Genomic DNA, 12,452 nt, shown 5'->3' on the forward strand with positions numbered 1-12,452 from the left:
GCGGTTGGTTTTGCGAATCGGTGATTATAACGCCGGCCTAGATTTCTTCAGCCCCAGGCGGCAAGAAACTCCTGCCAGTGCGGCGCATTGATCTTGGCCAGTTGCGCCTTGACGAACTCGCCCTCGGCGACTTCCTCTTCCGCCGTCAGTTCGCCGCGCAGGCGACGGAAGCGGTTATAGACGAGGTAGGTATTGATGACGTCGGTTTCGCAGTAGTCGCGAATCTCGGCGCTTTTGCCGGCCTGCCAGGCTTCCCAGACCTTGCCGCCATCCATGCCGAGCTTGCCGGGAAAACCGTAGAGCTTGGCCAGATCGTCGAGCGGTGCATTGGCGCGTGCATTGTAGAGCGCGAGCAGGTCCATCAGGTCGAGATGGCGCATGTGGTAGCGGCTGATGTAGTTGTTCCACTTGAAATCGCGGGAATCGGAGTAATCGCCGTCGCCGAGATCCCAGTAGCGCGGCGCCGCAACGCCATGCAGCATGCCGCGATAATGCAGCACCGGCAGGTCGAAACCGCTGCCATTCCAGGAAACGATCTGCGGCGTGAATTTCTCGATACCGTCAAAGAAGCGCTGGATGATCGCCCCTTCACTCAAATCCGGCTCGGCGAGCGACCAGACTTTCAGGCCCTCGCTGGTACGCAAGACGCAGGATATGGTGACCACGCGCTGCAGGTGCAGTTGCAGAAAATCGTTGCCGGTCCGGGCACGGCGCTGCTGAAAGGCCAGCTCGGCGACCTCATCGTCGGAAAGCGCGGCCGGCAGATCGTTCAGCCGACGCAGGCCGGCGACATCGGGAATCGTCTCGATGTCGAAAACCAGAACTGGCTTCATGCCGGGAAAACGCCCGTCGACAGGTAACGGTCACCACGGTCGCAGATGATGCTGACAATCACCGCATTTTCCAGTTGCTGCGACAGGCGCAGGGCGACCGCAACGCCGCCGCCCGACGAAATACCGGCGAAGATACCCTCTTCCATGGCCAGGCGCCGTGTCATCGCCTCGGCATCGGCCTGGCTGACGTATTCGATGCGATCGACGTCGGTCTTGTCGTAAATTTTCGGCAGGTAGGCATCCGGCCATTTGCGGATGCCGGGAATCTGGCTACCGTCTTCCGGCTGGCAGCCGACAATCTGAATTTCTGGGTTGGCTTCCTTGAGGAAACGGCTGGTGCCCATGATGGTGCCGGTGGTGCCCATGCTGGAGACGAAATGGGTGATCTTGCCCTCGGTATCGCGCCAGATTTCCGGGCCAGTGCCCTCGAAATGGGCCAGCGGATTGTCCGGGTTGGCGAATTGATCGAGGATGATGCCCTTACCCTCGTCGCGCATGCGGTCGGCGACGTCGCGCGCCAACTCCATGCCGCCATCCTTCGGCGTCGGAACCAGCTCCGCACCGAAGGCGCGCATGGTCTGGCGGCGCTCGATGCTCTGGTTCTCCGGCATCACCAGAATCATCTTGTAGCCCTTCATCGCCGCCGCCATGGCCAGCGCGATGCCGGTATTGCCGGAAGTCGCCTCGATCAACGTATCGCCCGGCTTGATGTCGCCACGCGCCTCGGCATGGACGATCATCGACAGCGCCGGGCGGTCCTTGACCGAGCCGGCTGGGTTGTTGCCTTCCAGCTTGGCCAGAATGACATTGCCGCGCCGGTCGTTTTCGACGCCCGGGATGCGCACCAGGCGCACCAGCGGCGTGTTTCCGACAAAATCCTGCAGGGTTTTATACATTTTTATGGAGCCACTCGATGTATTGGGAGACGCCCTCCTCTACCGTGGCCATCGGTGCAGCGTAGCCGGCAGCGCGCAAACGGGTCAGATCGCCCTGCGTGAATGCCTGGTACTTGCCCTTCAACGCCTCGGGGAAGGCGACGTATTCCAGCAAGCCCTGTGCCCGCAACTCTTCGAGCGCCAGCGGCGCCTCGTTTCGAGTCTTGCGACAACCATTGACCGCAGCCACCGCGACGTCGTTGAAGCTCTGCGCCCGACCGGAACCGAGGTTGAAGATGCCGGACTGATCCGGATGCTCGAGAAAGAACAGATTGACCTTTGCGACATCACCAACGAAGACGAAATCGCGCATCTGCCCGCCGTTCTCGTAGCCATGCGAGCCCTCGAACAGCTTGACCTTGCCGTCGGCCTTGAACTGGTTGTAGTTATGGAAAGCCACCGAGGCCATGCGCCCCTTGTGGGTTTCGCGCGGGCCATAGACGTTGAAGTAGCGGAAGCCAACGATCTGCGACGATGGGCCTTGCGCCAGACGCTGGCGCACGACCTGATCGAACAGGAACTTGGAGTAGCCGTAGACGTTGAGCGGCCCCTCGTACTGGCGCTCTTCCTTGAAAACGTTGGTGCTGCCGTAGGTCGCGGCACTGGAGGCATAGAGGAACTGCACGTCCTGGTCCTGGCACCAGTCAAGCAAGATCATGGAGTAACGGTAGTTGTTCTCCATCATGTAGCGCCCATCGGTCTCCATGGTGTCGGAGCAGGCACCTTCATGGAAAATCGCCTCGATTTCGCCATCGAAGTGACCGGCCTGAATGCGCTCGATGAAATCGTGCTTGTCGAGGTAATCGGCAATCTCGCAATCGATCAGGTTCTTGAACTTGTCGGCCTTGGTCAGATTGTCGACGGCAATGATCTTGGTCACGCCACGCTCGTTGAGCGCCTTGACGATATTGGAGCCAATGAAGCCGGCAGCGCCGGTAACGACTGTGTACATGGGTTTTCCTTACAGTGCTGCTGCTAGTTCTTGGCGGGTGACGACGGCTGTTCCCAACTTGCCAACCACAATACCGGCCGCTACGTTGGCGATGCGAATGGCTTCTGCCCAATCGGCCCCGGCGGCAATCATCACGGCCAGCGTGGCGATCACCGTATCGCCGGCACCGGAGACATCGAACACTTCCCGGGCCTTGGCCGCCTGGTGGTGCGTTTCGCCATCGGCGAACAGGGTCATGCCCTCTTCGCTACGGGTCACCAGCAGGGCTTCGATGCCGAGTTCGGCGCGGAGTTTCTGCGACTTGGCGATCAGATCCTCTTCCGACGACCAGCGACCGACCACTTCGCGCAGTTCCGAACGGTTCGGCGTAATCACCGTGGCGCCGGCATACTTGCCCCACTCGTCACCCTTCGGGTCGACCAGCACCGGTTTGGCTGCGGCACGGGCGATACGGATCATCTCGGCGATGTGGGTCAGGCCGCCCTTGCCGTAATCCGAGAGGATCACGACATCGGCGTCGGCCACCCGACGTTCGAAATCGGCGAGCTTGGCCTGCAGGATTTCATGCGAGGGCGGCGTTTCGAAATCGATCCGCAGTAGCTGTTGCTGGCGGCCGATGACGCGCAGCTTGACGATGGTGTCGATATCGCGATCGATATGCAGGCCGGCGTCGATTTGCCCATCTTCGAGCAAGCGGCCAAGAGCGCGTCCTGCATCGTCGTCACCGACCACCGAGAGCAGCGCCGTCACAGCACCCAGCGAAGCCGCATTGCGGGCAACGTTGGCAGCGCCGCCAAGGCGCTCCTCCTGGCGTTCAACCTTGACCACCGGCACCGGCGCTTCCGGCGAGATCCGGTTGACCTCGCCGAACCAGTAACGGTCGAGCATGACGTCGCCGACCACAAGCAGGCGAACCTGTGAAACCTTTTCCAACATGTCGTTGACCGCTCAGCGCCCGATAGCGAAATATTCGATGCCCTGGCCACGCACAAACTTGGGATCGTAAAGGTTGCGGCCGTCAAAGATGACCGGGTTCTTCAAGGTGGCCTTGATAGCATCGAAATCCGGGCTGCGGAATTCCTTCCACTCAGTGACGATGACCAGGGCGTCGGCCTTGTCGAGCGCACCCATCGGGTTCTCGGCGTATTGAAGACGCGGCTCGTCGCCGTAGATGCGCTGCGTTTCATGCATGGCCACCGGGTCATAGGCGGAAACGGTGGCGCCGGCTTCGAAGAGGTCGGCGATCAGCTCACGGCTCGGGGCTTCACGCATGTCGTCGGTGTTCGGCTTGAAGGACAGGCCCCAGAGGGCGAAGTGCTTGCCCTTGAGGTCGCCGAAGCGGGCTTTCAGCTTCTTAGTCAGCAAATGCTTCTGGGCGTCGTTGGCTTCTTCGACGGCGGTCAGCACCTTGAGGGTGATGTTGGCATCGTCCTGGGCGGTGGCGATCAAGGCCTTGACGTCCTTCGGGAAGCAGGAGCCACCGTAACCGCAGCCTGGGTAAAGGAAGTGGTAGCCAATCCGGGGATCGGAGCCGATACCCTGGCGGACCATTTCGATATCCGCACCGAGCACTTCGGCCAGATTGGCCAGTTCGTTCATGAAGCTGATGCGCGTCGCCAGCATGGCGTTGGCTGCGTACTTGGTCAGTTCGGCGCTCTTGACGTCGGTGATGATCAGGCGCTCATGATTGCGCTGGAACGGTGCATAGAGCGCGCGCATCAGGTGGATGGCCTGTTCTTCCTCGGCACCGACGACGATGCGGTCGGGGCGCATGAAGTCTTCAACGGCCGCGCCTTCCTTGAGGAATTCCGGATTGGAGACCACGCTGTAGGGAATGTCGACGCCGCGCTTGGCGAGTTCGTCGGCAATTGCCGCCTTGACCTTGGCACCGGTACCGACCGGGACAGTGCTCTTGTCGACGACGACCTTGTAGTCGGTCATCAGGCGGCCGATGTTGCGGGCGGCCCCGAGCACGTACTGGAGGTCGGCCGAGCCGTCTTCGTCGGGCGGCGTGCCGACAGCGATGAACTGGATGGTGCCGTGCTGGACGGCCTTTTCGATATCGGTGGTGAAGTGCAGACGGCCGGCTGCGACGTTGCGGCGGACCATTTCCTGGAGGGCCGGTTCGTAGATCGGGATGCCGCCTTCTTCGAGGATGCGAATCTTCTCGGGATCGACGTCGAGGCAGAGAACGTCATTGCCCACTTCGGCCAGACAGGTGCCACTGACCAGACCGACATAGCCGGTACCGACAACGGTGATTTTCATGAGTATTTCCTACAAAGTTTGATCGAATTCTTCGCTACGGCGCGGCGGGTATGTTTCCCAGCCGCCGCAGGCCGGACAGCGCCAGTAAAACTGGCGGGCCTTGAAGCCGCAATTATCGCACCGATAGCGCGACAGGCGCTTGGTGTAGCCCTGGATGATAGTCTTGGCCAATTCGACATCCGGCCGAACCTCGGGCGCCACCAGCGGCAGGCGGGCGCTCATCAGTTTCTCTAGGCCGAGCAGCGTCGGGTTACGCTGGAGCTCGGCGCGCACCAGGCGATAGGCGGCCTCGGTCCCCTCGCCTTCGAGCACCAGCTGGTAGACGACGTCGAGCAGGTCGAGCGAGGGATAACGTTCCAGATAGCCGCTGAGCAGCGCAATGCCTTCATCGCGGCGCTCCAGTTTGCGATAGGTTTCGAGCAGGCGCTGGGCAACCAGGGCAAGGTAACCCGGGTCCTGCTGCTCGATACGCTGCCAGGCCTCGATGGCATTTTCCAGCCGAGCTTCCTGCAATAGGAGATCGCCTTGAAGCAGACTCGCCCGCACACATTTGCGATTCTGCTGCATGGCCAACTCAAGATAGCTGCGCGCCGAATCCGGCTTGGAACGCATGATTTCGCTGGCCGCCAGTTCGCAGTAGAACTCGGCCACTTCCTGTTGCGTTGCGACGTCCGGCAATTCGCGGGCAAGGTCGATGGCTTTCAGCCACTCCTTCTCGACCTGATAGATTTCCAGCAGGTTTCGCTTGGCATCCGGCTCGAAACTGGTGCCGATCAGCTTGTTGAAAATCTCCTCGGCACGGTCGAGCAGACCAGCCTTCAGATAATCCTGGCCCAGTTCTGCGAGGGCGTGCAGACGAACACCATCCTCGAGATCACCGCGATCGATCAGGTTCTGGTGCATGCGAATGGCTCGTTCAGTTTCGCCACGCCGGCGAAACAGGTTACCAAGGGCAAAGTGCAATTCGACGGTCTGCGAATCGACCTTGGCGACTTCCAGAAAGGAGTCGATCGCCTTGTCGGGCTGCTCGTTGAGCAGGAAATTTAACCCTTGAAAATAAGAGCGCGGCAGAGCGCTCGACTCATGCACGACCTGGCGCATGTCCACACGTGCTGCCGCCCAACCCAGCCCGAAGAAAACCGGGATCAGCAGCAACTGCCAGTATTCAAAGAGATCGTTCATACCGCCGGTGGCAACTCCGGCACATCGACAGGCGGATTCTTGCCGGCAGCGCGCTTGAGACGGGAGATTTCGCGACGCTGACGATACAGGATACCCAGCACTGATAGCACGCCCATGATGGCCCCGCCGGCAAAAAACGCGAGCAGAACGATCACCAGTGGTGCCTGCCAGAACTGGTCAGGCAGAAAATGGAGGCTGACCGGATCGGTATTCTGAATGGCAAATACGACCAGAAAGGAAAAGATGATGAGCCTGATGGCCCAGGTCAATGCTGTCATGACATTCAATAAAAAAGGGCAGTGAAATGACTCACTGCCCTGAATCTACCACAATGCGCCTGCACGGCGTCAGATCGACTGATCGACCCGTTCGCGCAATTCTTTGCCGGCCTTGAAATGGGGAACCCATTTGGCCGGAACACTGACCTTCTCCCCCGACTTGGGGTTGCGGCCGGTGCGCGGCGGCCGGTAGTTGAGCGCAAAGCTGCCGAATCCGCGGATCTCGATACGATCTCCTCGCACAAGTGCTTCGGACATCGCATCGAGAATCATCTTGACCGCAAAATCAGCATCCTTCGCCACCAACTGCGGAAAACGTTCCGCCAGTCGGGCGATGAGCTCGGATTTGGTCATGCTATCGCCTTATCAGCCTTGCTGGTTGAGCTTGGCCTTCAACAGGGCACCCAGGTTGGTCGTACCGGAAGCAGCAGCGGAAGACTCAGCAGATAACTTCTGCATGGCTTCGTGCTGTTCGGCATTGTCCTTGGCCTTGATCGACAGGTTGATACCACGGGTCTTGCGATCGACGTTGATGATCATGGCTTCAACCGTATCGCCCACCTTCAGGTGCTGCGACAGATCGTCGATGCGATCACGCGAGAACTCGGAAGCACGCAGATAGCCTTCGTTTTCACCATCCAGCGTGAGCACGGCGCCGCGAGCATCGACCGACTTGACGGTGCAATTGACGATGCTGTTCTTCTCGTGGGTAGCGATGAAGTTGGTGTAGGGATCGCCTTCCATCTGCTTGATGCCGAGGGAGATACGTTCCTTCTCGACGTCAATGCCGAGAACCAGGGCTTCGACTTCGTCACCCTTCTTGAAGTTGCGGATGGCTTCTTCGCCGGTCGCGGACCAGGACAGGTCGGACAGGTGAACCAGGCCATCGATACCGCCAGGCAGGCCGATGAAGATGCCGAAGTCGGTGATCGACTTGATGGCACCACGGACCTTGTCGCCCTTCTTGTGGTTCATCGCGAAGTCGTCCCACGGATTCGGCTTGCACTGCTTCATACCGAGGGAGATGCGGCGACGCTCTTCGTCGATTTCCAGGATCATGACTTCGACTTCGTCACCCAGGGAAACGACTTTGGACGGATGGACGTTCTTGTTGGTCCAGTCCATTTCGGAAACGTGCACCAGGCCTTCGATGCCTTGTTCGATTTCGACGAATGAGCCGTAGTCGGTCAGGTTGGTGACCTTGCCGAAGAGGCGGGTACCGGCCGGGTAACGACGAGCAATGCCGACCCAAGGATCGTCGCCCAGTTGCTTCATGCCCAGCGAGACGCGGTTCTTCTCGGCGTCGAACTTGAGAATCTTGGCGGTAACTTCGTCACCGACATTGAGCACTTCGCTCGGGTGACGGACACGGCGCCAAGCCAGGTCGGTGATGTGCAACAGGCCATCGATACCGCCGAGGTCGACGAATGCGCCGTAATCGGTGATGTTCTTGACGATACCCTTGACGGTGGTGCCTTCCTTGAGGTTCTCGAGGAGCTTTTCGCGATCCTTGTCAGCGGAGGCTTCGAGCACGGCACGACGGGACATGACCACGTTGTTGCGCTTGCGATCGAGCTTGATAACCTTGAATTCGAGGGTCTTGCCTTCGTACGGGGTGGTGTCCTTGACCGGACGCATGTCGACCAGGGAGCCCGGGAGGAAGGCACGGACGCCGTTGGACATGACGGTGAGGCCGCCCTTGACCTTGCCGGTGATAGTACCGGTAACCAGGGAGTTATCGTTCAGGGCCTGTTCCAGGAAGTTCCAGGCGGCGATGCGCTTGGCGCGATCGCGCGACAGGCGCGTGGCGCCGTAGCCGTCTTCCAGCATCTCGATGGCAACTTGAACAAAATCACCGACCTTGACTTCAAGCTCGCCCTGATCGTTCAGGAATTCTTCGAGCGGAACATAGGATTCCGATTTCAGGCCGGCATTGACCACAACGAAATTGTGATCGATGAGCACCACTTCTGCAGTGATGACTTCGCCTTGACGCATTTCCTGGCGAGCCAGGGATTCTTCAAATAGTTGAGCAAAAGATTCCATTGACGGAGAGAACTTTCATGCCGCGAACCGTGAAATTCACAGCGGGTTAGAGTTTGAAACAAATTACCGGCCACCTGGCCGGCAACACCTTACTGCAATGCTTCCCTGCTCCACATCAACACCTGATTCACCGCTTCTTCGATCGTCAGTGACGTGGTGTCCAGCAGCCTGGCATCGGCTTCTTGCCTGAGCGGAGCGACGCTACGCTGGGAATCCCGAGCGTCACGCTGCTGCAAATCAAGCAGAAGGTCGGGGAGATTAGCAGAGAAACCTTTCTCGATCAACTGCTTATAGCGCCGCTCGGCCCTCGCCTCGGCACTCGCCGTCAGGAAGACCTTGAGCCGGGCCTGCGGAAAAACCACCGAACCCATGTCACGCCCATCACCGACCAGTCCGGGTGCGGTATTGAAGGCACGCTGACGGAACAACAAGGCATCACGAACGGCAGGCAGGGCGGCCACTTTCGAGGCCCCGGCCGAAATTTCCTCGGTGCGGATAGCATCGCCTACCGGTTGACCATCCAGGTTGATATCCGTTTCCGAAAACACGACGTCGAGCTTCTCGGCGATGGCGGCAACTTGGGCTTCATCGTTCCAATCAACGCCTGCCCGCTGTGCCGCCAGCGCCGTCAGACGGTACAGGGCGCCGGAGTCGAGGTAGGCGAAGCCCAGCACTGCCGCGACTCGCGCCGCGACAGTCCCCTTGCCGGAGGCGGAAGGGCCATCAATGGCGATCACCGGCGCCGCCTTGGTGACACTGGCAAAACGCTCGAAATAATCGGGGAACGTCTTGGCGACGCACTTCGGGTCGTTGACCCGGAGCGGCGTGCCGAAAGCCGCCAGGGAGAAGCACATCGCCATCCGATGATCGTCGTAGGTATCGATCGCCGCTGGGTTCAGGCTGGCTGGCGTGACGCGGATGAAGTCCGCCCCTTCCTCGACACCTGCGCCCAGCTTGCGCAGTTCGGTGGCCATCGCCGCGATACGGTCGGTTTCCTTGACCCGCCAGCTAGCAATGTTGCGTAGCGTGGTCGTACCTTTGGCGAATAGCGCCGCCGTGGCCAGCGTCATCGCCGCATCGGGTATGTGATTGCAATCCAGGTCGACTGCGACCAGTCCGGTTTTCGGTGCGCGTGCCGCCATCCAGTTAGGCCCCATCTCGATCTCGGCACCCATCTGTGCCAGCGCATCGGCGAATTTGACATCGCCCTGAATCGAGTCGCGACCAACCCCTTCGACGCGCACCGGCCCGCCGCCGATTGCCCCCAGCGCAAGGAAGTACGAGGCGGAAGAAGCATCGCCTTCAACATATACCGTCCCCGGTGAGACATAACGGCTGCCAGCCGCCACGGTAAAGCGCTGCCAGCCGTCGCGCTGAACGACCACACCGAAGCGCGCCATGGTCGCCAGCGTGATCTCGATATAGGGCTTGGAAATCAGCTCGCCGACAACTTCGACGGTAGCTGTTTGACCGGTCAGCGGTAACGCCATCAGCAAGCCGGTCAGAAACTGGCTGGAGACATCGCCGCGCACCTGGACCACGCCGCCGTGCCGGATCATTGCCGGCTTCAGATGCAGGGGCGGGAAGCCGTCATTGCCGAGATAGGAGACATCCGCCCCCAACTGGCGCAAGCCATCGACCAGATCACCGATCGGCCGTTCGTGCATGCGGGTTACGCCCTTTAGGACGTAGTCTCCGCCGGCCAGTGCCAGGGCTGCAGTCAGCGGCCGGAAAGCCGTGCCAGCGTTTCCGAGGAAGAGTTCGCCCTGTTTGACTGGAAAAGCACCGCCGCATCCGCTGATCCGCCAGTTTTCACCACCGAGATGAACAACGCCGACCCCGAGAGTTTTGAGCGCGTCCAACATGCGCTCGATATCGTCGGATGTCAGCAGGTCGCGAACCTCTGTGTCACCCTCAGCCAGTGCAGCCAGCAAGAGAACACGGTTCGAGATGCTTTTCGAGCCCGGGAGGCGGACAGTGCCAATGGCAGATAATAGGTGGGGGAGGTCTAGAAATTCCATGATCAGCAGAGGGGACAGGAAAAACCACCTAGTTTACTCGTGCTGACCGAAAGCCCGAAACTCTTGCTCCGGTTTTAAGCGACAGGATGAGATACAGACACGTACTCTGGAACAAACTGCCGCAACCCTTGCTTAACCTCGCCGCTCGGACGAACGCCGGGCTGCAGCCAGTCAAGCAGCATGGCATACTCGTCACCGGCCAACACGTCGGAAAGTCGTGCGATACGCAGCTTGGGGTGCGGCGTGGGCAGCGTTGCCTCGTCATCGGCCAACAACTCCTCATAAAGCTTTTCGCCTGGCCGCAAGCCGGTGAACTCAATCCGGATTTCCTCGTCGGAGAAACCGGACAGCCGGATCATGTCACGCGCCAGATCAACGATCTTCACCGGCTCGCCCATGTCAAGTACGAAAATCTCGCCGCCCTTACCCATGCAACCGGCCTGTAACACCAATTGTGCGGCTTCGGGAATAGTCATGAAATAGCGCACGATATCCGGATGTGTGACCGTGACCGGTCCGCCCCTAGCAATCTGCTCGCGAAACTTGGGGATAACGCTGCCGTTGCTGCCCAGCACATTACCAAAACGGACGGTGACGAACTTTGTCCCTCCATCGGCATGAACAGCGCGACAGAGGCGCTCAGCGAGGCGTTTGGTCGCCCCCATCACATTAGTGGGATTGACGGCCTTGTCGGTGGATATCAGGACAAACTTCTCGACCCCGACCTTCTGCGCCGCCCGGGCTATGGTCAGAGTGCCCAGCACATTGGTCCGCACCGCCTGCCAGGCATTGACATCCTCCATTAGCGGTACATGTTTGTAGGCCGCAGCATGGAAAATCACGACTGGTATTTCCTGCTTCAGGATCTCAGCCACCCGCTCGCCATCGCGAACATCCGCCGCCCAGCACTGAAGGGCCAGGCCGGGAAACTTTCCGCGCAACTCCTCGTCGATGGTATACAGCGCGAATTCCGAGGAATCGAGCAGCACCAGGCGCGCCGGTTCAAAGCGGGCAATCTGCCGGCACAGCTCCGAGCCGATCGAACCACCGGCCCCGCTGACCAGTACGACACGGCCGCGCAAGAGGCCGTGCAAGCCTTCGTCATCGAGCTTGACAGCTTCCCGGCCAAGCAAGTCCTCCAACTCCACTTTGCGGATATTGGAGACGGCCAGACGGCCGGACAGCAGGTCGTCGTAGGAAGGCACAGTCATGACCGTCAGTCCCGCCGCAGCCGCCAATTCTGCGGCCCGCCGGCGCTCGCCCGGACGTGCGCCAGGCATGGCGATGATGGCGTGTTGGGCGCCCAGGCTGCTCGCCACCCGGGCAATCGAATCGATCGGATAAATGATCGGCAACCCGCGCAGGCGACGCCCCTTTTTGTCGGGACTGTCGTCCATGATGGCGACGGGATACCACTGGCCGCTACGGTGGATTTCCCGCAGCAGGGAATCGGCTGCCTCGCCGGCCCCCAGGATGATCACCGGACTGCCCCGCAACTTGGTTGGGCCGTACAGACGATGCTCCTTCCAGCTCCGGTAGGCGAAACGGCTGCCCCCCATGATGACGGCCAGCAAAAGCGGATGCAGCAGCAACACTGAACGGGGAACCATCGCCACGCCGAAGAGCACGACGGTCGCTGCCAGCAACAGACCGCCGATGCTCACCGCGGCTGCCAGATGCTGCAAGTCCGAAAGGCTGGCGTAGCGCCAGATGCCTCGATACAGGCCGAACAGGAAGAACAACCCACCGAACAGCGGAATAACCCATATCAGCGAGGCAAGCGCAGGCTGGGCGTAATCGGCGGGCAACTCGAAGTTGAAACGAAGTTGGAACGCCAGCCACCAGGCAAGGGCGATTGCACACAGATCGTGCAAGAAAGCCGCAGCGGTTCGATGGTTGAGGACAGATTTCATAGGTATCGGTTATGTCGGTCGGCT

11 protein-coding genes are annotated in these 12,452 nt (G+C 60.1%); all 11 read right to left on the reverse strand.

The window, feature by feature from the left end; translation table 11 throughout:
• Nucleotides 1-47: 47 nt before the first annotated feature.
• The 11 genes from NQE15_RS18990 to NQE15_RS19040 all read right to left on the reverse strand — a co-directional run bounded on the left by NQE15_RS18990 (nt 48) and on the right by NQE15_RS19040 (nt 12,428).
• Nucleotides 48-833, reverse strand: a complete 786-nt coding sequence (locus tag NQE15_RS18990; protein WP_265943693.1) for a 3'-5' exonuclease — start codon at nt 831-833, stop codon at nt 48-50.
• Nucleotides 830-1,729, reverse strand: a complete 900-nt coding sequence (cysM, locus tag NQE15_RS18995) for a cysteine synthase CysM (protein WP_265943695.1) — start codon at nt 1,727-1,729, stop codon at nt 830-832. Before cysM ends, NQE15_RS18990 begins: the two co-directional genes overlap by 4 nt.
• The gene (gene rfaD, locus NQE15_RS19000) at nt 1,722-2,720 is read right to left on the reverse strand and encodes an ADP-glyceromanno-heptose 6-epimerase (protein ID WP_265943697.1); all 999 of its coding nucleotides are present in this window, start codon (nt 2,718-2,720) and stop codon (nt 1,722-1,724) included. Before rfaD ends, cysM begins: the two co-directional genes overlap by 8 nt.
• Nucleotides 2,721-2,729: 9 nt before the next feature.
• Complete coding sequence (gene rfaE1, locus NQE15_RS19005; RefSeq protein ID WP_265943699.1) at nt 2,730-3,656, reverse strand: D-glycero-beta-D-manno-heptose-7-phosphate kinase; 927 nt, start codon at nt 3,654-3,656, stop codon at nt 2,730-2,732.
• A 12-nt stretch (nt 3,657-3,668) separates the two neighbouring features.
• Nucleotides 3,669-4,988, reverse strand: a complete 1,320-nt coding sequence (locus NQE15_RS19010; protein WP_265943701.1) for a UDP-glucose dehydrogenase family protein — start codon at nt 4,986-4,988, stop codon at nt 3,669-3,671.
• 9 nt (nt 4,989-4,997) lie between these two features.
• Nucleotides 4,998-6,170: a lipopolysaccharide assembly protein LapB gene (lapB, locus tag NQE15_RS19015; protein WP_265943702.1), complete on the reverse strand. Its 1,173-nt coding sequence runs from the start codon at nt 6,168-6,170 to the stop codon at nt 4,998-5,000.
• Nucleotides 6,167-6,448 carry a LapA family protein gene (locus NQE15_RS19020; protein ID WP_265943704.1) on the reverse strand — a complete coding sequence of 94 codons (282 nt, stop codon included), beginning with the start codon at nt 6,446-6,448 and terminating at the stop codon, nt 6,167-6,169. The genes lapB and NQE15_RS19020 overlap by 4 nt, the downstream gene beginning before the upstream one ends.
• A 69-nt stretch (nt 6,449-6,517) precedes the next feature.
• Nucleotides 6,518-6,802: an integration host factor subunit beta gene (locus NQE15_RS19025; protein ID WP_265943707.1), complete on the reverse strand. Its 285-nt coding sequence runs from the start codon at nt 6,800-6,802 to the stop codon at nt 6,518-6,520.
• 12 nt (nt 6,803-6,814) lie between these two features.
• Nucleotides 6,815-8,494: a 30S ribosomal protein S1 gene (rpsA, locus tag NQE15_RS19030; RefSeq protein WP_265943709.1), complete on the reverse strand. Its 1,680-nt coding sequence runs from the start codon at nt 8,492-8,494 to the stop codon at nt 6,815-6,817.
• Between the two features lie 89 nt (nt 8,495-8,583).
• Nucleotides 8,584-10,515, reverse strand: coding sequence for a bifunctional 3-phosphoshikimate 1-carboxyvinyltransferase/cytidylate kinase (locus NQE15_RS19035; RefSeq protein ID WP_265943711.1), 1,932 nt, complete (start codon nt 10,513-10,515; stop codon nt 8,584-8,586).
• 74 nt (nt 10,516-10,589) lie between these two features.
• The gene (locus NQE15_RS19040; protein ID WP_265943713.1) at nt 10,590-12,428 is read right to left on the reverse strand and encodes a polysaccharide biosynthesis protein; all 1,839 of its coding nucleotides are present in this window, start codon (nt 12,426-12,428) and stop codon (nt 10,590-10,592) included.
• Nucleotides 12,429-12,452 lie beyond the last annotated feature (24 nt).

The sequence above is a fragment of the Dechloromonas sp. A34 genome (genome assembly GCF_026261605.1).
In the GTDB taxonomy this organism is placed as follows: domain Bacteria; phylum Pseudomonadota; class Gammaproteobacteria; order Burkholderiales; family Rhodocyclaceae; genus Azonexus.

Coding starts and splice junctions, on each gene's coding strand:
- NQE15_RS18990 (WP_265943693.1), bottom strand. CDS start 833: ATGAAGCCAGTTCTGGTTTTCGACATCGAGACGATTCCCGATGTCGCC.
- cysM (WP_265943695.1), bottom strand. CDS start 1,729: ATGTATAAAACCCTGCAGGATTTTGTCGGAAACACGCCGCTGGTGCGC.
- rfaD (WP_265943697.1), bottom strand. CDS start 2,720: ATGTACACAGTCGTTACCGGCGCTGCCGGCTTCATTGGCTCCAATATC.
- rfaE1 (WP_265943699.1), bottom strand. CDS start 3,656: ATGTTGGAAAAGGTTTCACAGGTTCGCCTGCTTGTGGTCGGCGACGTC.
- NQE15_RS19010 (WP_265943701.1), bottom strand. CDS start 4,988: ATGAAAATCACCGTTGTCGGTACCGGCTATGTCGGTCTGGTCAGTGGC.
- lapB (WP_265943702.1), bottom strand. CDS start 6,170: ATGAACGATCTCTTTGAATACTGGCAGTTGCTGCTGATCCCGGTTTTC.
- NQE15_RS19020 (WP_265943704.1), bottom strand. CDS start 6,448: ATGACAGCATTGACCTGGGCCATCAGGCTCATCATCTTTTCCTTTCTG.
- NQE15_RS19025 (WP_265943707.1), bottom strand. CDS start 6,802: ATGACCAAATCCGAGCTCATCGCCCGACTGGCGGAACGTTTTCCGCAG.
- rpsA (WP_265943709.1), bottom strand. CDS start 8,494: ATGGAATCTTTTGCTCAACTATTTGAAGAATCCCTGGCTCGCCAGGAA.
- NQE15_RS19035 (WP_265943711.1), bottom strand. CDS start 10,515: ATGGAATTTCTAGACCTCCCCCACCTATTATCTGCCATTGGCACTGTC.
- NQE15_RS19040 (WP_265943713.1), bottom strand. CDS start 12,428: ATGAAATCTGTCCTCAACCATCGAACCGCTGCGGCTTTCTTGCACGAT.